Here is a 21309-nt window from a genome sequence, read left to right on the forward strand (position 1 = left end):
TCATAGAAAAAATAAGGGTCGTATCAGCAGCAGGTGTGATAGTGGCAAAGGAAGAGTTGATAGAAGAAGATATGAAAGACTGAGAGCTGAAGGTATATGGAAAAAAAGGAAGAAATAGAAAAGAAAGTATTGAATTTAGAGAAAAAAGCGTTGGAAGAGCTGAGGGAAAAGGGACAATTATTTGATGATTTGGGAGAGTGCTTAATTGATGAAAGATAGAGGATGCAGCTATGTGTTTCTAAAATTTTGCATAAAAGCTGAGAGAAATAAAGATTAACAGTTGCGTTTTTTTCGCAATGATAAATGGATTTATGGGAAAAAGGGGTGGGTAAGCTCCTGAACTAAGAAAACATTTATGGGGAAAAACTATGAGAAAAAGAACGTTAACTGTGACTTGTCGATATGAGCCTGATAAGTTAGCAGATAATCATCTATCAGACGCTTACGAGCTGTTACTAAAAACCTGCTGCGAATCAAGCAATAAAAAGAAGGAAAGGAAGGTGACTAAAATCAAGGTTAACTAAAAGGCGTGCTTAAGATTCACAATACCAGCAATAATATTGAACCTCAGGTCGTATTTTTTCTGAAAATTGCGGTAAATATGAGACATAATCTTAAATATCTTTATCTCACGGATCTTATTTTCTACTCTCATTCTAAATGATGCTAATCTTCTATTATGCTCTTTCTGCTCTGGAGTTAATGGCTTTTTACGATACTTTTTATATGGAGTTATAACATTGCTTTGCAATTTTTGCCAACCTTGATATCCAGAATCGGCATATTTTATGCTATCGATTGGTAAATATTTTTCTTGTTTCCTTATGCGAAAATCATTAATTCTACCACGATATGAATTTGACACTGATAAAATTCTTCCACCTTCTTCGATAACAATCTCAGTTTTCATAGTGTTGGTTCTTTTTTTTCCTGAATATGATTTCTTCCGTTTTTTACTATCTTCTGGTCTCTGTATTTGCTGTTCTGTAACATCAGCCAGAATCTTCAGTATTTTTTCTGGTGTCATACTTCTATCTTTTGTTATAGTAACTTTTTTGGCAAGTAATGGCTCTATTTTCTTCAGTAACCTACATACATTTGCGTTGTGCACATTGAACAGGCACCCTAAAAATCTATGTGTTATGTAAGTGCGATAGTACAAAATTACGCAAAATAACTTATCTTCTAGAGTTGGTAGTTGTGATCTTCTACCATGGCACTTTTTCTGTTTTTCAACTCTTTCCCACCCAGACCTAACTTTTTCCACTACCTTTTCGAACTCCTCTATAGTTAAACCTGTTATATTACGAAAGTTTCTTGGGTGTTTCTTCATGTTATAGTAACTAAAGCTCATTTTTTTACCTTACTCAATCTGCTTATTCTTCTTCTACTTCTCTCACATTATTTTTTCAATCACCTTTTGCAGCAGGTCTTATGGTATGCGGTAAAAAGAAACAACGAAAAGGAGGTAGAAACAAATGACAACAGTGGCCTTGTATGCGAGAGTTTCATCGAGGAGCCAAGCGCAGAACAATACAATAGAGAGCCAAATTGCAGAACTTAAGAGTAGAATTGCTGAAGACAAATATGAGTTGTTAGATGAGTATGAATTTAAGGATAATGGCTTTAGTGGGTGGAATTTAGAGCGTGAAGGTTTAGATACGTTACGTGATAGAGTAGCAGAAGGCCAAATTAATAAAATTTATATTCATTCACCTGACCGGTTGTCAAGAAAATCTGCATACCAAACAGTATTACTTGACGAGTTTGAGAAAGCAGAAGTAGAAGTAATATTCTTAAATCATAAGACAGAAAATAATCCAGAGTCCAAATTGTTGCTAGGAATGCAAGGATTAGTGGCAGAATATGAATGTGCAAAGACTATGGAACGTAGTCGTAGAGGAAAACGCCATAGAGCAAAAAAAGGTTGTGTAAGTGTAATGAGCAAAGCACCTTATGGTTATCAATATATAAAAAGGCATGTAACAGGAGAAGCCAAATATGAAATAAATGAAGAGGAAGCAAAAGTAGTGCGCGAACTATTTGAGTGGATAGGTCAAGAAAGAATAAGTATAAGTGCAGCTATACGTAGACTAAGAGATAGGTCAATAAGAACAAGAAGTGGAAAGGAGAATTGGTATCCAGCAACGATTAGTGGCATGTTAAAAAATCCTACATATAAAGGACTAGCAGCTTTTGGTAGATTAAAAAAGATTGAAACAGCATCATGGAAGGCAACAGGAAGAAGGTGTAAACGAAAGATGAAAAAAATTTCTGTTCACCGTACAGATAAAGAGAATTGGATTGGTATACCAGTACTAAAAATAGTTGATGAAGAATTATTTGATATAGTACAAGAGCAGCTGAAGGAAAATAAAAAAAGAGCAAGAATGCAGAAAGTGAAAAGAAAAGAGAAAAATTTACTACAAGGTCTAGTTGTATGTCAAAACTGTGGATATGCTTATACCGGTTCGCATTGGGAAAGTGGGGAAAAAACATATAGCTACTATCGTTGTAATGCGCGTGTTATGATTAATAGTCACGATAAATGTAGCAATAAATATATCCGTGCAGATATGTTAGAAATGGTTATATGGGAAGAAGTAAAAAGTTTGTTAAAGAACCCAGAGAGGATTAAAAAGGAGTACCAAAGTAGAGCTTCAGAAAAGAAAAATGATGAATCATAAGATGAAGAATTTGCAAGAAGGGAAAATCAAATAAAAGAAGGTATCGAAAAATTAATGGAAGATTATTATAGTCAAGAAAATGCAGGAGAGAAAGGATATATAAGCGAGGGAGAATTTAAGCGGACAAAAGAAAAACTTAATGAACGTTTAAAAGTGGTAGAAAAAGAGAAGAAAAAAGTTATTGATCAAAAGACACTACAGGAGAGAATGAGCATTATTATCAATAGAATAAAGGGTTTTTATTCTAGTGTTAAATCGAACCTAGACTACCTAGATTGGCAAACTAAACGTGGTATTGTTAGGACATTGATAAAGCAAATTAACATTGGTCTTGATAAGGTGGAAGTAGCATTTCGGATCAAAGAACTAGCGCAGGAGGAGAATTTGCAACATTGTATTAAACGCGTTTTACTGTTTTAAACGCTTTATAAGCGCGTTTCGGCTTGTATAGGTAGAAACCTAAAAGTTTTATAAAGACATGAGGTGCACATAGTGCAAAAAATTAAGCATGATTTACGCCAAATACATTAAGTTTTTTTGTCATTAATCCACTGCAGAGATTGCGAAGATAAATAAATAGCTTCAGTGTTATGATGAGGGGGCTGGCGGAGTTTGTCAAGGAAGTTTTTTCGTTTCTGCGGGCTACCTGGGTTAATATTATATAGGAGGTCTGCTGCCAATAAAGCCTAAACTTACCAAATACATTTCTGTAGATTCAGATCTACTTGACTTTGGTTTAAAATATTTTACTGTTTTAAACATTTTTTTTAGCTCGTTACAAAAATCTTTATCAGATTCTCCTTGGAAAATTTTTACTATAAACGTGCCACCATGGCTCAAGAAATGCTTTGCAAAATTGAGCGCTGCCTCACATAAAAGCATAATTCTGATATGATCCAACGATTTTAAACCACAAGATTCGGGCGCCATGTCAGATAAAATTACATCAAATTTTTGATCCTTGAATTTTTCTCTTAAAATTTCAAGCCCATTGATAATATCACATTGTATAAACTCTACTCCATTAATTGCGTTCATTGGTTTCATGTCAAGAGCAACTACATTTGCACCTTTCTGAGACGCGACTTGTGACCATCCACCAGGAGAAGCACCAAGATCAATAATTTTTTGCCCTTCTTGGAATAATTTAAATTTATTATCCATTTCTACCAGCTTATATGCTGAGCGTGACCTATAACCATCCTTGCTAGTTTTTCGCACATACTGATCATTCAAATGACGATGTAGCCACCTTGTTGAAGATAGTTTTCTGCCTCTAGCCGTCTTTACTCTAGTTTTTATTGCTAATACCCTACTTATTATTGATTATATCTTTGAGCTCTTTTTCAACTACTTCTTTTACCAGTGCATGTAGATATTTATTCAGCCATTCTGAGAGCTGAGGTTTTAAAAGAGATGTAACTAATTCTTCAACAGTAAGATTCGCTCTTTTTTGTTGTTTATGCTGCAATTCGTTTTGCATTTTTCCAAGCAGCGCTTTGATCTCTTCGATATTCTCTTTTAAAATTAGATGATCGTTATTTTGCGCTTGTAAGCCGCTATTACTCGCTTTGTTATTACTCATTTGGATATTATCGTACAAATAAATATCTTTTTTTTCTTCTGAATTGTAGCTATGGCCATTAAATTGGTTATTGTTGCAAGCCATTTCCTCACTTTGGTCATCATTATCAATGTCCTCTTCTTTACCATTTTCTTTTTTGCCATCTTCTTCCATGTCTTCTGGATACTCTTCTTCAAGGCATAGCACATCATCATTTTCATCCTTTATTTCTGCTTTATCGTTACTTGCGTTTTTACCCGATATAGCTTTTTTTATATCTTCTAGGATATCTTTTACAGATTGATTGCCCTGTTCATCATGCATAGTGCTAATACCATTAAATTTAGAGATTTATACTATTTATTATAAAAAGCAAATTATAAACACTAATCACATAATTGCTTTTTGCTTCAACTAAGTCTGAACGTGCTTTAAATAATGCATCTTCAGTGTCCAAAAGGTCAGATGTACTCTTTAAACTTAAGTTTACCTCTTGCTCAACTCCTTCCAATGCTAAAGCTGCTGCTTTTTCCGCTTCTTGACTTGCTTTAATAATGGCTTTTGCTGTTAGCACATTATTCCAAGCATTTACAACTGCTTGTTCTATATTTTTTACTGTTTCATAATAATCGTAGGTAGATTTTTTTGCATCCATTTTAGCTCTACTGACACCAAAAGCATTCGCTCCTTTTTTAAAAATTGGAACATCAAGAGTAAAAACTACGTGAACATTTTCTAACAGCCTGTCTAATTTTATACCATCCTCCCCAAAATTTTTGCTTGCGCTGAGATTTAAAGTGAGATTTAAAGAAGGAAGCCACTTGGAGCTCTCAGCAATCACTTCCATTCCGGCTGCTCTTTTTTGATAAATTGCTGCTTTTAGGGATAAATTATTGGTTCTTGCTAATTGTAAACATTCATTTAGCTCTGGAACAGAAAGTAGTTTATCATTAGCCTCAGAAAGGTCATCAGCATCTTCGCCAATCAAATGATAATAAGCAATATTTGCCAACTTTAATTTACCTTCAGCATCAACTCTTTCGGATATAGAAGACGAAAATTTTGCTTTTGCTAACAAAACTTCAGCATTGGTTACCTCTCCAAGGGAAAAGCGTTTTTTCATAGCTGACAAATGTTCCAAAGAAACGCGTTCTTTATGTTCTCTGAGCTTTAATATTTCTGTCTTTTGTAAAACACCAACATATGCTTTCACAGCATTAAGTGCAACCTCTTGTTTTAATTGCTGAAATCGCATTTTTTCTGCTTTGAGAAGATGACTTGATCGACTGAATGTGGCAAAGGTGACACCGCCATCTATTATCCTTTGGCTTAATATCAGACGTTTTCCAGGTAAATTAGGTTGATTATAAAAATTAAAATTACTATCAAAATTGTACTGCAAACTAATGTCAGGTAAAAATCCAGCTAACCCAGAAGACTTAAGCTGTTTTTCTGCGCTTTTATATTGGTAAAATTGAGATTTTATTTTTGAGCTATTTTTGATCGCTTTGCTTATAACTTCTCCCACATCGGTTGCATAGCAACTTATAGTACCAAAAATGATCGCAAGTATAATAATCAATCGAAACATTCTATTTCCTGTGCATATTGGTTGCGCAGCTCAATTACTAACATAAATTACTTTAATAATCAATAACTAATATTGTTGACACTATTGAGAAATTAAGTATATAGTAGCTTACTATTTTTTAGTTAAATTACAATGAAAACTTTTTTCTTAAAAGAGAAACAAATCGACAAAAAATGGTTTGTCATAGATGCAGAAGGATTAGTGGTAGGAAGGCTTGCAGCATTTGTAGCGACACTATTACGTGGAAAGCATAAACCTGAGTATACACCTCATATGGATTGTGGCGATAATGTAATTATTATCAACGCAGAAAAGGTGCATTTTACCGGGAAGAAGCTTAAAGATAAAATTTACTATAAGCATACAGGTTATTCTGGTGGTTTGAAGAAAACTACTCCAGATAATATTTTAAATGGCAAATTTCCTGAGCGTGTAATAAAAATGGCAGTGAAAAGGATGCTTGATGATGGCCCTATGGCGCGTAGACGCTTTGAAAATTTGTATGTTTATTCTGGTTCAGAGCATAAGCATCAAGGGCAGCAACCTGAAAAGATAGATTTTGCCTCTTTGAATCGTAAAAATAAAAAGTAATGGAGTAAAAATGAAGAGTTCTACAATAAATAATAATGATTGGTCAGAAAAGACAATTAAATCAGCAGTTGATTCGCTTGGTCGTTTATATGCTACAGGCCGAAGAAAAGAATCTGCAGCAAGAGTATGGATAAAGCCGGGAAGTGGAAAATTTAGTGTTAACAAAAAAGGCGATCTAATTTCTTATTTTAAAAGAGAGTCAGTGTGCCAAATAGTGAAAATGCCATTTGTAGCAACTTCTACGTTAGACAAATATGATGTATTTGCAACTGTAAAAGGTGGAGGGCTATCTGGTCAAGCAGGTGCTCTAGCTCATGGAATAAGCAGAGCTTTAAGTAGTGTAAGCCAAGATTTGCATTCTATATTACGTAATGATGAGTTCTTAACTAGAGATTCGCGTGTTGTTGAACGTAAGAAATATGGTCAACATAAAGCTCGGAAAAAGTGTCAATTTTCTAAGAGATAGTTATTTCATAGTGGTGTTTTTTTGTAAGTATTATACAAATATTTGCAAAAGTGTATGATATCCTCTATTTTTGTGATGAATTTAGTTGACTATCGGTGTCAACATAATATGCTATTTGTGTGATTTTTTCAATATTAAGGTAATTTATGAGTAAAGAAGATATAATAAAACAATTAAAGGAAGATTGTTCTGGTCAGAATATAGATATAACAAAATCTGATTTGAGCAAGATTCATGATGCGTTTATTAAAATAATAAAGGATGAGCTGCATGGGAAAGGTGAAATACGTTTGCATGGAATAGGAACATTTTCTACTGCTATAAGTCAGGAGAAACAATGTCGTAACCCCCAAAATGGTGAGATCATGACTGTTCCTGAAAAGACAAGGATAAAATTTAAAGCAAGCCAAACTCTTTTAAGTATTTTAAATGAGAAGGAAAAAGCAGCAGTTAGTTAGACATTATCATTTTCATTGTTTTTACTACGCTGTGTAAGCCATAAAATACAGCTTCGCTAATTAAATAGTGGCCTATGTTAAGAGCTGAGATGTGAGGTATTCTTGTCATCTTCTTAGCATGTTTATAAGTTATGCCATGTCCTGCGTGGCATTCTATTCCTAATTTATTGACGTACTCTGCAGCATTAGTAATTAACTGTAACTTTTTCTCTGATGGATTATCACAGTAATTCCCTGTGTGAATTTCTATTATGTCAGGTTTTATCTCTAGCTTCTCAAGATATTTTAGTTGATTAATATTTGGATCGATAAACAGTGAGACTTTTATGCTAGAGCTATGCATTTCTTCTATTATACTAGAAAGTTTGCTGTGCATATTAATGATATCCAGGCCACCTTCGGTTGTTAATTCTTCTCTTTTTTCTGGTACTATACTAATCGAATAGGGTTTTACCTTTTTTGCTATTTCAAGCATTTCTTCCGTGGCTGCAATTTCAAGATTTAGCTCAGTACTAATGCTTTTTTTTAGGTTAAATACATCTTCATCTCTAATATGCCTTCTATCTTCTCGTAAGTGTACAGTAATAAAGTCTGCTCCAGCGTCAATGGCTATTTCTGCTGCTTTCAATGGATCTGGGTAGGAAGTTCCGCGTGCGTTGCGGAGGGTTGCAACGTGATCAATATTAACGCCTAGTTTCACAATCTACCTCAAAAATTATTTATGGATTATACATGTTATTAGGTCTTTTGCATAGTCATTGTTTGATTAGCAATACCATAGCCGAGAGAAGGGGCTGGCGGAGTTTGTCAAGGAATTTTTATGGCCTAGCGTCACGCGCTGGAATGACATTTGGGAGTATGTTATCCGTTTGTCACTTCTAAATGATAAGAGCCTCAATGAATTTATTAGTTTATTACATATCTCTTTTCATGTATAAATCTATAGAAAGTTTTATACGGAAGTTGTTTTATGAGCAAAATTATAGAAATCAGAGCGCCAAAAACTCTTGGTGGTGAGTCAGTTACGGAAGGTATAGTAAAAATAAAGAAAAATATTGGAGAAGCAGTAAAAGTAGATGACTTGATCTTTGAAATTGAGACTGACAAAACAGCGCTTGAATTAACTGCAGAAGCTTCAGGGCAAATAACTGAATTTCTTGTAAAGGAAGATGATTTGATAAGTCCTGATCAATTGTTAGCGAAGCTTTCTGTGGGAGAAGTAAAAGAGGAAGCGAGAAAAGAAGATAAAAGAGAAAGTTCTGCTAAAAAAGATGCTCCATCAGCTCGCAAAATTATGGGAGAAAATGCAATTAATGCAGAAAGTGTCAAAGGAACTGGCATGGGAGGCAGAGTAACAAAGGCAGATGTGATAGGCCATATGAACAAAGCAGAACAGCCTGCAATAAAACAATATGAATTGCCAAAAAGTGTAGTAAGTGGAGAGCAAAGAGAAGAACGAATAAAAATGAGCAAAATAAGGCAAGTAATTGCCGCTCGTTTGAAAGCGTCGCAAAATACTGCCGCAATACTGACCACGTTCAATGAAATTGACATGAAAAATGTCATGGATCTAAGAGCAAAATATAAGGACACTTTTGAAAAAAAATATGGAATAAAACTTGGTTTTATGTCGTTTTTTATAAAGGCAGCGGTGCAAGCACTGAAAGAGATCCCTGAAATTAACGCTGAAATCTCAGGCGATGAGATCATATATAAACATTACTATGACGTAGGTGTTGCTGTTGGCACCGATAAAGGTCTTGTTGTACCAGTTATTCGAAATGCTGATCAGATGTCATTTGCGGAAATTGAGTTGACTTTAGTTGCTCTTGGCAAAAAAGCACGAGAAGGCAAATTACAAGTATCAGAAATGGAAGGTGCAACATTTACCATCTCAAACGGTGGAGTATACGGCTCGCTCCTTTCCACTCCGATAATAAACCCTCCGCAATCTGGAATACTTGGAATGCATTCAATACAAAATAGGCCAGTTGCCGTGGGCAATGCAGTAGAAATCAGACCTATGATGTACATTGCTCTCTCTTATGATCACAGAATAGTTGATGGCAAAGGGGCAGTGACTTTCCTCGTTAAAATAAAAAATTACATAGAAGATCCAAATAGATTAATTTTGGAAGTGTAGCTCAAATGAGTTGTTGTTAATCTAGTGTTGCTAAAAGCCTAAATATCATCTAGTTCTGCCAGAAGCCTAACAACTTCAGAAATGGTTAGGGCTCTGGTGTGCCTTAAAGATAGATAAAGCCCGTTCAAACAATTCCTCTTGTTTCTTGTGGTCACCTAGAGCACCATAAACGTCACATAGGTCTGCCAGTAGCTTGGCAACTTCCGGATGATCAGGGCCGTAATGTTCCTCAAAAACAGGCAAGGCCTGTTCAAGCAGCTCCTTTTTTTCTTATGGTCACCTAAGTCCCCATGAGCGCTACCGTGGCTTACCAGTAGCTTAGCAACTTGAATATGAACAGAGCCATAATGTTTCTCAAAAATAGGTAAAGCCTGTTCAAGCAACTCTCTTGTTTTCTGAGGATTACCTAAAGCATAATAAGTGATACCGAGGTTTGTCAGTGTCCTGGCAACTTCAAAATGGTTAGGCCCATAATGTTTCTCTTGAATTGTAAAAGCTTGTTCAAGTAACTCTTTTGCCTTCTTAGGATTACCTAAAGCCCTATAATCTGAGGGCTACCTAAAGCACAATAAGTGATACCGAGGTTTGTCAGTGCTCTAGCAACTTCGAAATGGTCAAAGCCATAATGTTTCTCTTGAATTGCTAAGGCTTGTTCAAGCAGTTCTTTTGCCTTCTTATAATTGCCTAAAGTACTACAAGCAATACCGAGGTTTCCTAATATTATAGCAAATGTAAAGTGATCAGAGCCATAATATTCCTTAAAGGTAGGTAAAGCCCGTTCAAGCAACTCTTTTGCTTTTTGAGGGTTACCTAAAGCCCTATAAGCGGTACCGAGACTTACTAGTGCTCTAGCAACTTCAAAATGATCAGAGCCATAATATTTCTTAAGGATAGGTAGAGCATGTTCGAGCAATTCCTTTTGTTTCTGAGGATTACCCAAAGCGCCATAAGAATTGCCGAGGTCTTCTAGTATTATGGCAACTGTAAAATGATCAGAGCCATAATGTTTCTTAAGGATAGGTAAAGCCCGTTCAAGCAATTCCTTTTGTCCTCTAGGATTACCTAAATCAGAGTGTCCATTATCCATCCACATTAACAAATCTACAAGATAATCCTTCTCTATTGTTTGTTTTTTTAAAGGATTTTCTTTTAGCCAGTTATCTATATGTGATAAAAATGCTTCTAAATGTGGTAATAATTGTCGTTTCTTAGCATAATCTTCTAATTTATCACTGCCATAAGGAAAGCTTTCTTTCAGTAATTCAAAAGTCTTTTTCACAACTTTCTCTTTGCCTTGTTTTTCTAACTCTATCCTTGTTACTTGCTGTACTAACCTGTGAATATTGACTGAACTTTGCTCTTCTCCTGAGTTAATCATCAAATATTGCTTAAGTAGTTGGATAGCATCACCTAACTTTTCTTTATTACTTTCTAATCCTAAATATTTCTACAGGAATGTTGTCAGGAGCAATATAGGCAATAATATCCAAAATTTCCTTAGCTTGCTAACCATACTCTAAGTTATCTTGGATTTTATCAATAGTAATTCTCCAGGTTATAAAAGTTGTCTCAGTGTAGTTATCGTTGTTGTCTTTAGGAAACTTAAAATCAAGTAATTTTTCTGTTTCCTCTTTATATCTCTTTAAGTAATCACCAATTTCAAACTTCGAACCTACATTCTTTAATGCTATATCCCTTTCTTTTATGTATGCAACTGCCTGCTGCAGAGCTAAAGGAAAATGCTGTAATGTTTCTGCTAAATTCTTTATTTCATGTTCTTGTGATCCATCCTTTATATCCAATGCTTTTCTAATGAAATCTATTGATTCTGGTTCAGTAAATGCACCCAATGTTAATGGTTTTATATCTCCCCATTTCTTATTACGAGAAGTAATCAGAACACTAGGTTTATTATCATCAGATGATAAAAAGTGGGACGGTAAAAATTGACTAATACCAGCATCTTGACCTTCACTTCTATATTCTTCTGCGTTATCAAAAACAAAAAGACTTTTTCTCTTTGCGAAAAAAGCGTATATATCTCTTACAATAGATTCAACATCCCTATCTTCTGTAGTAATGCCTAAAAGTTCATTAGCCAACTTCAGAAAAGACCGCACCATGGTTTCATAGGTTGCAGCATTTACCCATATAATGTTGTTATCGTAATCTTTACTGTGTTCTTCAATATATTTTCTGACTAACTCAGTCTTACCTACTCCTCCCAACCCACTGATAGAAACCAGTTGCGATATTACTGTGGCTACACCTTGACTCTCTTGTATTGACTCATGCAGTTTTTCTAGCTCTGTTTTTCTTCCAGTAAACGATCCTACTGGATTTCTCACCTCAAATCGAAAGCCTCCTAAGATTTCTTCTTTCATCTTGCGAAAGAATTCTCTTCCGTCTTCATGTGTAAGAAAACGTCTCCCTTTTTCTTTCAGCCAATCTAGCATTTTTTCTTGGAAGCGAGCGTAAACATTTTTTCTGTCAATATCATTAAATTGCTCGCCCAGCTCATTCTTAATGATTTCCGCTAGTTTCGTCTCATTCGGCTGATTTACTGCAAATACTAATTTATCAAAAAATTCTTTTATACTCTCTTCTAACCTGCTCTTTATTATTTGTTTAAATTCGTTTTGCCACTTTTGATTTCTTCCCAATTTCCTTTTTGAATCCTGATCTGATTTACTTTGAAGTTTTTCTATCTCCTTTTCTAATTCTTCTATCGTCTCTTCCACAGCACTCTCAAATGTCGGTTGCACTACCGAAATCATATTATTATGAATACAAGAGAACTTATATCTAGTGCCGCCGTCTTTAAAAAAGACATCACTAGTGTCGATTACTTCAACTAAAATTTCTATTTCATTGTTTGGTCCTGAAGTTTTTACCTTCAACTTCTTCACTGTGTTTTGTGCTGTGCTTTGGTCCAGATCAAAATCGATATTAGTGCAGATAATAAAATCTTTCAGGTTACCATCTGCAAAATCTTGATTATTTTTGATCTTTAGGTAAGAAATGAAATAATTTGCTAATCCAAATTCACCACTTTTATCTTTTGTAAGTAAGTTCCCTACTCCAATTTTCTTGTTATCTTCATCTTGTGTGTGTTTGGCCTGCAAAAAGCGGTATACTTTCTTACTACCTTGGATACATTCAAATACTAAATCATCGAATTTCCTGGCTTCTTCTATTTCTGTACCTAAGCGAAAAGAGTGCTGATAGAGCACTCCGCGATGCAAAAATAGCATCAATACCTTTAGCTGGTAGGATATTATACCGTGCATAACTAGTTACCTCATACAGGCTGCTATAAATTTGTTTGATCTAGAATTAAAGATTACCAAACACCTAAAATAATGCAATAGAGTCTTTATGTGTTGATAGAAAGGCCTTCGAGGGTAGGAATTGCCTGGCAAACTCTTAATTCTTGATTTAAAAAAGACTTTCCAAAGATTCCCCGAATCTAATATGTCATTGCTGTAGGCTGCATTTAGTAATATAATCTCATATTAAATAAGACGTTACTTAAGTTTATGCTAGATTCTCCGCTAATTTTGACAGCCATTCTTATATTTTTCATTTTTACGTTGTCATTCTTTTTTATAATAAAGATATTTGGGTCAACAAACAAGAAGATAATAAAATCCTTTAGGAAAATTGTTCAGCAAATAAATGCATTAGAAACAGAAATGCAGAGCTTATCTGATAAGGAGCTTGCTGGTAGAACTGAAGAATTCAAACGAGAATTGAAAAATGGAAAAACGTTAAATGATCTTCTCGTACCTGCATTTGCGGTTGTGCGCGAAGCCTCTCGAAGGTTTCTTAACATGAGACACTTCGATGTTCAACTGATCGGTGGAATGGTGCTCCATAACGGCATGATATCAGAAATGAAAACAGGAGAGGGAAAGACACTCGTTGCAACTTTAGCTGCATACCTTAATTCTTTAGAAGGGAAAGGCGTGCACGTCGTAACTGTTAACGATTATCTTGCAAAACGAGACACAGAGTGGATGAGCAAATTATATAATTCTCTTGGGGTTTCTGTTGCGTTTATCACGAATAACTTGACAGATGAAGAGAGAAAAGAGGCTTACAGTGCAGATATCGTGTATTCCACAAATAACGAGCTTGCCTTTGATTACCTGCGAGACAATATGAAATTTTCTCAAGAAGACATGGTTCAGAGAGGCTTTCACTACGGAATAGTTGATGAAGTAGACTCAATACTCATTGATGAAGCTCGCACTCCGCTTATTATTTCTGGCCAGATTGAGGAAAACAATCAGATATATAAGCATATCAATAAAATAGTAACCAAATTAGTTGACTCTGATTATGAGGTGGATGAAAAGGGTAGGGCAGTGTTCCTTACTGAAGATGGTATTTCACGAGTGGAAGAACTACTCAGGTCATACAATCTCATTCCTGAAAATTCCTCGCTCTATGATACTGACAGCATGATAATGACTCATTATATAGACCAAGCATTACGTGCACATAAGCTGTTTACTGCTGATAAAGATTATATAGTAAAGGATGGCAAGGTAGTGATTATTGATGAATTTACTGGGCGTATGATGGAGGGCAGGAGATATTCCGATGGTCTTCATCAGGCACTTGAAGCGAAGGAGAATCTTGAAATTCAGCATGAAAACCAAACTTTAGCATCGGTCACATTTCAGAATTACTTTCGTATGTACAATAAACTTTCCGGAATGACTGGAACAGCAGCAACAGAGGCAGAAGAGTTTCGTGATATATACAGACTAAATGTAGTAAAAATTCCAACCAATGTACCTGTAAAAAGAGTTGATATTGATGATGAAATTTATGGCACAGGAAAAGAAAAATTTAATGCTGTGTTGAAGTTTATAGAAGAATGCCACAAACGCCTTCAACCGGTCCTTGTTGGCACGGTAAGCATCGAAAACTCTGAGAAGCTTTCTGCGCTTTTGCAAAGCCATTCTCTTAAGCATTCAGTATTGAATGCTCGTTATCATGAACAAGAGGCGTACATAATAGCGCAAGCTGGAGTGCCAGGTAGTATCACTATAGCAACTAACATGGCAGGACGTGGAACTGATATTCAACTCGGTGGAAACGCTGAAATGATTGCAAAGGTAGAGCTAAAGAAGATAAAAAATGCTGATGAAAGAGAAAAAAAATACCAAGAAATAGTCGAAAGAGTAAAAAAAGATAAGGAAATTGCTATAAAAGCTGGTGGTTTATGCGTGGTTGGAACCGAAAGACATGAAAGCAGGAGAATAGATGATCAATTACGCGGCCGTTCTGGTCGTCAGGGGGATCCTGGACTTTCTAAGTTCTTTTTATCGCTTGAAGATGACCTAATGAGAATATTTGGTTCTGATAGAATGAGAAGCTTTTTACAAAAAGTAGGGTTAAAGAATAACGAAGCTATTCATCATCCATGGATCAATAAGGCACTTGAGAAGGCACAGAAGAAAGTTGAAGCTAGAAACTATGATGTGCGGAAGTCTTTGCTTAAGTTTGATGACGTAATCAACAACCAACGTAAAGTTATTTTTAAGAAGAGAAACAATATTTTAGGCAACGAAATTAATGATTTACTTGAAGTATATAGCGAAGTAAATGAGAGCATAGTAGAAGGTATAATCCAAAGTGGCTATTATGAGGATTATATTGAAGATATAGTCAAAGAATTCCATACAAGGTATGGAATAACGATTGATAAAGAAGATTTAGCAAAGTTTTTAAACAAACAAGAAGCTTTGAATTATATAAATGATAAGATACAAGAATTTTTTACTGAGAAAGAAAAATATTTCAACAGTCAGCACACTACAGATTTGTGGAATACGATCGTGAAGCAAATGATGATAATGACACTTGATCATTTATGGAGGGAACACCTTTCAACTTTAGAAAGCTTAAGACAGAGCATAAGCTTACGTGCCATGGGGCAGAAAGATCCACTGAATGAATTTAAACGCGAAGCTTTCTTAATGTTTGAGTCAATGCTTGAAAAATGTAAGGAACTCACCATTCATCGCTTAGCACACTTTAAGTTGGCAGACAACCAAGAGATAGGCAATAGGTTACATTCTGCTAGAAACAGCAGACTTCCCAAAGTCTCAAGAAACGACAAATGTCCTTGCAACTCCGGAAAGAAATACAAACACTGCCACGGCGCGGTTACTGTGGTGAGCTAATAATTATGGTTGTACAGTTTGTTTATTTCCATCAACATTACTGCAGCTAACCTCACTTAGCTTACTGTTTAATGAATGCTCTGATGACTTATATGTAACTCCATAGGTAATACTACCAACTATCAGTGCAGATGTTACAGTAATTCCAATTATTGCTAGTGCAGGTAATGCAGTAGCGTAAACGAGTGCTAATGGAACTACAACAGCAGATATAACAACCCCAGCGGCTCCTGCTTTTGTAGCTTTAGGTCTATGAATAAATGATGGATCTGCACCATAATTTAGTAGAAGTTTTGCTACTTTTGGATGTTGATAATTTAGTCTTGGATATTCACCATGAGTGTAATAAACAGCATAATATAAAGGAGTCCTTCCGTCTTTATCTTGTACATCAACACCTGCCCCTCCTTTTGATAGAGCCTCTGCTATTTGTGTGTACTCATTCTCAGCAGCATAATGCAAAGGAGTTTTTCCATCTTTATCTTGTACATCAACCTTTGCTTCTTTTTGTAATAGGACTTTTGTTACTTGTATATGTTCTCCTTCCCTATCAGTAGCATAATGCAAAGTAGTTTTTCCATTTTTATCTTGCACATTAACGTCTGCATGTCCTTCTTTTAGTAGAGTTTCTATTATTTGCACATATCCACGCTGAGCAACATAATGCAAAGGAGTGAATCCACATTTACTTTGTACATTAGTAGCTCCTGCTCTTAACAGAGATTTCACCATTTCTATCTCTCTATCTCCATGATAAACAGCATAATCCAAAGGAGTAAATCCCCTGTCATCTTGCATACTAACGTTTGCTTTTGCTGCAAGTAAGATTTTCACTATTTGTGTATACCCGTTCTCAGCAGCATAATGCAAAGGAGTTTTTCCATCTTTACCTTGTAGATTAACCTTTGCTCCCTCTTGTATCAGAAATACCAATACTTCTTGACTTTTCTTTCTAGCAGCACAATGCAAAGGAAAGCCATCATTAATATCAAAACCATTTGCCAACAAAGGCTTTGCTAGTTTTTCACAATTAAACTCAGCTGCTAATTTTAGTAAATCACCACATGGAAATTTCTTTAAATCAAAATTATCTTTTTCCCACCTCTCAAGATATTTTTCTAAATCTTCCTTAGTTTGCTCATCTAAATTTTCTTCTAGCTTAGCTTCTATTTTCGCTTTTATTTTATCAGCTATATTTTCCTTATTCAGACCTTGGCTAAAATTGACTGCTATTAGTATTTTATCTAATTGTTCGGTAGAAGTCATAGTCCTATACCTCTTGTTTGAGTTTTGTTCTTATAACTTCCCTACAAGAACCTTGCATGCAGCTTTCCCGCACACGGCTCCACAATAATAGCATTCATAGCATTCGCTCTCATGTATATAAAGAATAGTGTATTTTTGGCTTTGGTAGTGGATTGACTAGTAAGTAATGGTTGAATTGCTCCCACTTCATACTTCTCTTTTGACTACGTCGGTTTATCCACTTAAATGCTAGCCTTGTTATCGATCGATAGAATTGACTTAAACATCGATAATTTCCGCTAATTCCGAAATAGCTATAGTGTCCTGTTAGTTTAGTTTTGAGTTTCTGCCACCATTCTTTAAGACGATCGTGATTTCGAATTCTCTTCATCCATTCTTTGATTTCTTTAATCTTTCTGGCTAGACTTGTTTTTACAGTTTTCTGTTTTATCATTAGTCTACCATTACGACTCTTTCCACAATAATGGGTAAATCCAAGAAATTTGAAGCTATTCTTTCTTCGTTTCTCTCTTTCTGCTTGATACCATTCTCTCTTGCCAAACTTTACTATTCTTGTTTTGTTTTCAGATATTTCCAATCCAAATTTTCTTAATCTTTGTTTCAGCAATTCCAAGAACTCTTTCGCATCTTCTTCCTTTTCGCAGCACACTACAAAATCGTCGCAAAACCTTATTAGCTGCATACTCACTCTGGATCTAGGTTTAAATTTCTTTTCAAACCACAAATCCAATACATAATGTAGGTATATTTTAGCTAATATTGGGCTTACTATACCGCCTTGTGGTGTACCTTGTTCGGTTGCTTCATAATGTCCAGCTTCAACTATTCCTGCCTTGAGAAACCGTTTTACTAACCACAATAAGTTGGGGTCTGTTATCCTCTCTCTCAGACATCTCATTAGCCATTTATGCTGAATATTATCATAGAACTTCTTGATATCCACTTCTACAATGTAATTAATTGGTTTGTCCATAACTGCTTTATTCAGTGTTTTGACCGCTTGATGACAGCTTCTTCCTGGTTGAAATCCATAAGAGTTGTCCAGAAAATTTGTTTCATAAATACTTTCTAGTATCTTCTTTAACATTATCTGTACCAACTTATCTTCTGTTGATGGTATTCCGAGCCCGCGTTTCTCTTTGCTCCCAGTTTTTGGTATATATACCCTTTTCACCGGTTGCGGTTGATACTGCTTTTTCTTCATGCTATCCACTAGAGTTCTAAGCTTCTCTTCAAGATTTTCTCCGTAAGTTTCCACTGTTACCTGGTCTATACCGCAAGCCTTGTTTCGTTTTAGTTCCTTATAGCACTCTGCAAGATTCTCTGCATTTATCAGATGCACTAACGATGTGAATTTCAATCGTTTATCTCGCTTCGCTCTTTCTACTATCTGGTCTAGTTTTCCTTGCATATTCCTCCAATCTCTGTTGTATTTGTATAGCAATCCCTATACCAGTTACTATATTGCTAACCGCTTCCCCTTGTATGTGGCTTTCCCACACTCTGAGTACTATCAGTTAGTCCGACTTCCTTCGTATCTTTCCCCAGTCCTCGCCTTTATTGACTTGTTCTAGAGTACCCTATTGGGAATACAAAGGATCTCCCAAAGTTCACGTAAGTTCCATCTCAACACATGACACGGCCTTAGATCCCGATGGAGCAAGTGATATCTTGCCTTTTCGTTATCACTTATTTTGTCTTCCGCCTGCAAGAGAGCGTCAACCTCCATATCGTCAAAAATTTCGGGACTCAATACCTTCACTTTCGTTGCATCCTATATTGTCCCTTCTATTAGCCCTACTACGCTTGTTACCTTACGTAGCATAATAGTTCGTTCCAGATTGCTGGCTAGGCTTTACCTGAGTTAGATTTTCACCAACTGTTCCTTACGCACTTCTTGGCGCACCTTGCATTTTTTCTCTCCAAATCTTAAAGCTTTATTATGGCATATGAAGTGGATTATGTCAATGAAGAACTAAGAAACTGGTTCTTCTTTTTTTCTATAGCTTTAGGTTTACCTACAATTTGAAAAACAACAAATTCGTCATTCCGCTGCGAACCTTCATACCGCCGCAGTATCTCTAGATCCCGCTAACACGTAGCGGGATGACGAGTTACTTAACGTCATACCGTGATTTATTCACGGTATCTCAACCGCTAACAAAGCGGGATGACTAGACTTTTTGATTTACTCCCACTCAATGGTTGCTGGTGGTTTAGAAGTTAAGTCATAGACAACTCTATTTACTCCGGAAACGTTATTAATAATTATACTGCCAACATTCTGTAAAAAGTCCCAAAACACTAGCGAATGCTGATCCTTATCTTCAAATGGAAATGCATCAGCCGTCATACCATCGGACGATGTTACAGCCCTTAAAGCACAAACATATCCGTATGTACGACCATCTCCCATGACGCCTACAGTTTTTATTGGTAATAATACAGCAAAAGCTTGCCATATCTTATCGTATAGATCGTAATTTTTCATCGTATTAATATATATTTCATCTACTTCTTGCAATATTCGCACCTTTTCTTCATCGACTTCACTTATAATCCTCACTGCAAGTCCGGGTCCAGGAAATGGATGTTGAAATATTATCTCGTCTGAAAGCCCAATTTCTTTTCCAAGTAGCCTTACCTCATCTTTAAAGAGGTAACGTAAAGGCTCCACTAGCTTCAGGTTCATCTTTTCTGGCAACCCACCAACATTATGGTGAGACTTAATTGTACTAGTGTTGTCTGAGGCATGCCCTGACTCAACTACATCAGAGTAGATGGTACCTTGCATCAAAAAATCCACATCACCTATTTTTTTTGCTTCTTCTTCAAACACTTCAATGAAAGCGTTACCGATAATTTTTCGCTTTTCTTCTGGATCAGTTATCCCCTTCAACCTACTCAAAAATAAATTTGATTTATCAACGTAGTTTATCGGAATCTCTTTTAACATAGTAATGGTCTGGTTCTTGCGTAACAACCCAGTATCGATAAAAATACAGTTCAATTGTTTTCCTATAGCTTTATGTGTGAGAGCCGCTGCAACACTTGAATCAACCCCACCACTTACTGCAGCGATTACTTTTTTCTCTCCTACTACATTTTTGATTTTTTCCTTCTGCTTTTCAATAAACGATTTCATTGTCCAGTCTCTCTCGCAATTTGCAATATCCAAGAAGTTAGAGAGCAATTTACTGCCATTTGTTGTGGGCCTCACTTCAGGATGGAACTGAGTACAGTAAATCTTCCGCTGTTCGTTGACAATTATTGCAATTGTTTGATTTATTACACCCGATGCGATAACAGTAAATCCCTGTGGTATAGTATCAACACTGTCCTCATGGTTCATTAATACATCCACTTCGGAATTAACATCCCAGGTATCCTTTATAATGGGGGATTCTTTTAGTATCTTGATTTTAGTTCTGCCAAACTCCTGTTTGAAACTCTCTTTTACTTTTGCTCCAAAATAATGACAAATGAGTTGCTGTCCATAGCATATTCCAAGTATAGGAACGTTTGTTGCCTTATTAAGTTTTATAATTTCATGTACTACTCTACTTGTTTCAGAACAATCATCATTTACAGATTGTGGTCCTCCAGAGAGAATAAAACCATTGAATTTTGATATTGTTTCAAAACTGATGTTGCTTGGAAATATTTCGCAATACAAACCCATTTCCCTGACTTGTCTTGCGATAAGCTGTGTAAATTGTGAACCAAAATCAATAATGGCAATTGCTGACAATTTGCTCCTCCATATTATTTAAAAGTGATATCTGATAATAAAGAAAATAAAGAAGTAAGTAAACTAAGATCTCTTAAAAGCTTTGATGTATGACTTAAACGTTAGCTATGATCTACTTTTTATCTAAGAAGAACTTTTTACGGTGGTACTTCAGAAGTTGCAGCCTCTCTTTAGGGTTAAGACATACTTCCAATTCTTCCCAACCACTATCACTTCCACCACCAACCAATGCTATACACACTGCAGATAGAGACTTAGCCTCAATCACTTTTCCAGTCTTGTTGTCTACAAACTTTTCCACTCCCTCAATTTTAATTTCGTATTTCTGGCCACTATTTGAGCGATCCCATATAAGTATTTTCCCTATAAATAGAGCTTTGATGACCTCTTTATTTTGTACTCCAGTATATTGATTCTCAGCTACCCTAACTTTTTTAGGCTTATCTGTTTTGGGTTTATCTGTTTGGAGTTCACCTATCGGTTTATTACCCACCATATTATTTAACACTTTGTTTGTTATATAAGTTGCTGCTTTGTCCTTGTCCTTAATTTCTTTTGCCTCTCCATCTACATATTTTTCTACTTCACTACG

General features: G+C 35.7%; 20 protein-coding genes and 1 pseudogene. 8 read left to right on the plus strand and 13 right to left on the minus strand.

Annotation, left to right across the window (positions count from 1 at the left end):
- Positions 1–96: 96 nt before the first annotated feature.
- Positions 97–219, plus strand: a complete 123-nt coding sequence (locus AAGD69_RS02130) for a hypothetical protein (protein ID WP_341812428.1) — start codon at positions 97–99, stop codon at positions 217–219.
- Between the two features lie 301 nt (positions 220–520).
- On the opposite strand, the gene AAGD69_RS02135 is transcribed toward AAGD69_RS02130, so the two are convergent.
- Positions 521–1333, minus strand: coding sequence for a transposase family protein (locus tag AAGD69_RS02135; RefSeq protein ID WP_410529862.1), 813 nt, complete (start codon positions 1331–1333; stop codon positions 521–523).
- Between the two features lie 145 nt (positions 1334–1478).
- On the opposite strand from AAGD69_RS02135, the gene AAGD69_RS02140 reads away from it, so the two are divergent.
- Positions 1479–2687: a recombinase family protein gene (locus AAGD69_RS02140; protein ID WP_341812430.1), complete on the plus strand. Its 1209-nt coding sequence runs from the start codon at positions 1479–1481 to the stop codon at positions 2685–2687.
- Between the two features lie 54 nt (positions 2688–2741).
- Positions 2742–3107: a hypothetical protein gene (locus AAGD69_RS02145; RefSeq protein ID WP_341812431.1), complete on the plus strand. Its 366-nt coding sequence runs from the start codon at positions 2742–2744 to the stop codon at positions 3105–3107.
- A gap of 237 nt (positions 3108–3344) precedes the next feature.
- Here the strand turns inward: AAGD69_RS02145 and AAGD69_RS02150 are convergent, their stop codons facing one another.
- From AAGD69_RS02150 to AAGD69_RS02160, 3 genes are all read right to left on the minus strand, one after another.
- Positions 3345–3923, minus strand: a complete 579-nt coding sequence (locus AAGD69_RS02150; protein WP_341812432.1) for an RlmE family RNA methyltransferase — start codon at positions 3921–3923, stop codon at positions 3345–3347.
- Positions 3924–3999: 76 nt separating this feature from the next.
- The gene (locus tag AAGD69_RS02155) at positions 4000–4575 is read right to left on the minus strand and encodes a DUF2497 domain-containing protein (RefSeq protein ID WP_341812433.1); all 576 of its coding nucleotides are present in this window, start codon (positions 4573–4575) and stop codon (positions 4000–4002) included.
- 19 nt (positions 4576–4594) lie between these two features.
- Positions 4595–5842: a TolC family protein gene (locus AAGD69_RS02160; RefSeq protein WP_341812434.1), complete on the minus strand. Its 1248-nt coding sequence runs from the start codon at positions 5840–5842 to the stop codon at positions 4595–4597.
- Between the two features lie 132 nt (positions 5843–5974).
- Here AAGD69_RS02160 and rplM point away from each other — a divergent pair, with 132 nt between their 5' ends.
- From rplM to AAGD69_RS02175, 3 genes are all read left to right on the plus strand, one after another.
- Positions 5975–6433: a 50S ribosomal protein L13 gene (rplM, locus tag AAGD69_RS02165; RefSeq protein WP_253309391.1), complete on the plus strand. Its 459-nt coding sequence runs from the start codon at positions 5975–5977 to the stop codon at positions 6431–6433.
- 10 nt (positions 6434–6443) lie between these two features.
- A complete protein-coding gene (gene rpsI / locus AAGD69_RS02170) occupies positions 6444–6899 on the plus strand; it encodes a 30S ribosomal protein S9 (RefSeq protein ID WP_341812435.1) in 456 nt (151 codons plus the stop codon).
- Positions 6900–7045: 146 nt separating this feature from the next.
- The gene (locus AAGD69_RS02175) at positions 7046–7357 is read left to right on the plus strand and encodes an HU family DNA-binding protein (protein WP_341812436.1); all 312 of its coding nucleotides are present in this window, start codon (positions 7046–7048) and stop codon (positions 7355–7357) included.
- On the opposite strand, the gene AAGD69_RS02180 is transcribed toward AAGD69_RS02175, so the two are convergent.
- Positions 7350–8057, minus strand: coding sequence for a pyridoxine 5'-phosphate synthase (locus AAGD69_RS02180; protein WP_341812437.1), 708 nt, complete (start codon positions 8055–8057; stop codon positions 7350–7352). The genes AAGD69_RS02175 and AAGD69_RS02180 overlap by 8 nt on opposite strands.
- Positions 8058–8327: 270 nt before the next feature.
- On the opposite strand from AAGD69_RS02180, the gene odhB reads away from it, so the two are divergent.
- Entirely contained in the window at positions 8328–9500 is a 1173-nt protein-coding gene (gene odhB, locus AAGD69_RS02185; protein ID WP_341812438.1) for a 2-oxoglutarate dehydrogenase complex dihydrolipoyllysine-residue succinyltransferase, read from the plus strand.
- 75 nt (positions 9501–9575) lie between these two features.
- Here the strand turns inward: odhB and AAGD69_RS02190 are convergent, their stop codons facing one another.
- The 4 genes and pseudogenes from AAGD69_RS02190 to AAGD69_RS02205 all read right to left on the minus strand — a co-directional run bounded on the left by AAGD69_RS02190 (position 9576) and on the right by AAGD69_RS02205 (position 12790).
- Complete coding sequence (locus AAGD69_RS02190) at positions 9576–9743, minus strand: tetratricopeptide repeat protein (RefSeq protein ID WP_341812439.1); 168 nt, start codon at positions 9741–9743, stop codon at positions 9576–9578.
- A 143-nt stretch (positions 9744–9886) separates the two neighbouring features.
- A pseudogene (locus tag AAGD69_RS06950) lies at positions 9887–10012 on the minus strand (tetratricopeptide repeat protein); the annotation flags it as partial.
- Positions 10013–10032: 20 nt separating this feature from the next.
- Positions 10033–10878, minus strand: a complete 846-nt coding sequence (locus tag AAGD69_RS02200; protein WP_341812440.1) for a tetratricopeptide repeat protein — start codon at positions 10876–10878, stop codon at positions 10033–10035.
- Between the two features lie 127 nt (positions 10879–11005).
- A complete protein-coding gene (locus AAGD69_RS02205) occupies positions 11006–12790 on the minus strand; it encodes an NB-ARC domain-containing protein (RefSeq protein WP_341812441.1) in 1785 nt (594 codons plus the stop codon).
- Positions 12791–13039: 249 nt separating this feature from the next.
- On the opposite strand from AAGD69_RS02205, the gene secA reads away from it, so the two are divergent.
- Positions 13040–15700: a preprotein translocase subunit SecA gene (gene secA, locus AAGD69_RS02210; RefSeq protein WP_341812442.1), complete on the plus strand. Its 2661-nt coding sequence runs from the start codon at positions 13040–13042 to the stop codon at positions 15698–15700.
- A 3-nt stretch (positions 15701–15703) separates the two neighbouring features.
- Here the strand turns inward: secA and AAGD69_RS02215 are convergent, their stop codons facing one another.
- From AAGD69_RS02215 to AAGD69_RS02230, 4 genes are all read right to left on the minus strand, one after another.
- Complete coding sequence (locus AAGD69_RS02215; protein WP_341812443.1) at positions 15704–16966, minus strand: ankyrin repeat domain-containing protein; 1263 nt, start codon at positions 16964–16966, stop codon at positions 15704–15706.
- A 109-nt stretch (positions 16967–17075) separates the two neighbouring features.
- Positions 17076–18377, minus strand: a complete 1302-nt coding sequence (ltrA, locus tag AAGD69_RS02220) for a group II intron reverse transcriptase/maturase (protein ID WP_341811720.1) — start codon at positions 18375–18377, stop codon at positions 17076–17078.
- Between the two features lie 777 nt (positions 18378–19154).
- Positions 19155–20717 carry a glutamine-hydrolyzing GMP synthase gene (guaA, locus tag AAGD69_RS02225; RefSeq protein WP_341812444.1) on the minus strand — a complete coding sequence of 521 codons (1563 nt, stop codon included), beginning with the start codon at positions 20715–20717 and terminating at the stop codon, positions 19155–19157.
- 112 nt (positions 20718–20829) lie between these two features.
- Positions 20830–21225, minus strand: coding sequence for a hypothetical protein (locus AAGD69_RS02230; RefSeq protein ID WP_341812445.1), 396 nt, complete (start codon positions 21223–21225; stop codon positions 20830–20832).
- Between the last annotated feature and the right edge of the window lie 84 nt (positions 21226–21309).

Origin of the sequence: Wolbachia endosymbiont (group A) of Conops quadrifasciatus (genome assembly GCF_964027015.1) — a bacterium.
Lineage (GTDB): Bacteria > Pseudomonadota > Alphaproteobacteria > Rickettsiales > Anaplasmataceae > Wolbachia.

Excerpts from the sequence above, each read along its gene's own strand:
- AAGD69_RS02130 (WP_341812428.1), top strand. The coding sequence starts at position 97 with ATGGAAAAAAAGGAAGAAATAGAAAAGAAAGTATTGAATTTAGAGAAA.
- AAGD69_RS02135 (WP_410529862.1), bottom strand. The coding sequence starts at position 1,333 with ATGAAGAAACACCCAAGAAACTTTCGTAATATAACAGGTTTAACTATA.
- AAGD69_RS02140 (WP_341812430.1), top strand. The coding sequence starts at position 1,479 with ATGACAACAGTGGCCTTGTATGCGAGAGTTTCATCGAGGAGCCAAGCG.
- AAGD69_RS02145 (WP_341812431.1), top strand. The coding sequence starts at position 2,742 with ATGGAAGATTATTATAGTCAAGAAAATGCAGGAGAGAAAGGATATATA.
- AAGD69_RS02155 (WP_341812433.1), bottom strand. The coding sequence starts at position 4,575 with ATGCATGATGAACAGGGCAATCAATCTGTAAAAGATATCCTAGAAGAT.
- AAGD69_RS02160 (WP_341812434.1), bottom strand. The coding sequence starts at position 5,842 with ATGTTTCGATTGATTATTATACTTGCGATCATTTTTGGTACTATAAGT.
- rplM (WP_253309391.1), top strand. The coding sequence starts at position 5,975 with ATGAAAACTTTTTTCTTAAAAGAGAAACAAATCGACAAAAAATGGTTT.
- rpsI (WP_341812435.1), top strand. The coding sequence starts at position 6,444 with ATGAAGAGTTCTACAATAAATAATAATGATTGGTCAGAAAAGACAATT.
- AAGD69_RS02175 (WP_341812436.1), top strand. The coding sequence starts at position 7,046 with ATGAGTAAAGAAGATATAATAAAACAATTAAAGGAAGATTGTTCTGGT.
- odhB (WP_341812438.1), top strand. The coding sequence starts at position 8,328 with ATGAGCAAAATTATAGAAATCAGAGCGCCAAAAACTCTTGGTGGTGAG.
- AAGD69_RS02200 (WP_341812440.1), bottom strand. The coding sequence starts at position 10,878 with ATGATTAACTCAGGAGAAGAGCAAAGTTCAGTCAATATTCACAGGTTA.
- AAGD69_RS02205 (WP_341812441.1), bottom strand. The coding sequence starts at position 12,790 with ATGCACGGTATAATATCCTACCAGCTAAAGGTATTGATGCTATTTTTG.
- secA (WP_341812442.1), top strand. The coding sequence starts at position 13,040 with ATGCTAGATTCTCCGCTAATTTTGACAGCCATTCTTATATTTTTCATT.
- AAGD69_RS02215 (WP_341812443.1), bottom strand. The coding sequence starts at position 16,966 with ATGACTTCTACCGAACAATTAGATAAAATACTAATAGCAGTCAATTTT.
- ltrA (WP_341811720.1), bottom strand. The coding sequence starts at position 18,377 with ATGCAAGGAAAACTAGACCAGATAGTAGAAAGAGCGAAGCGAGATAAA.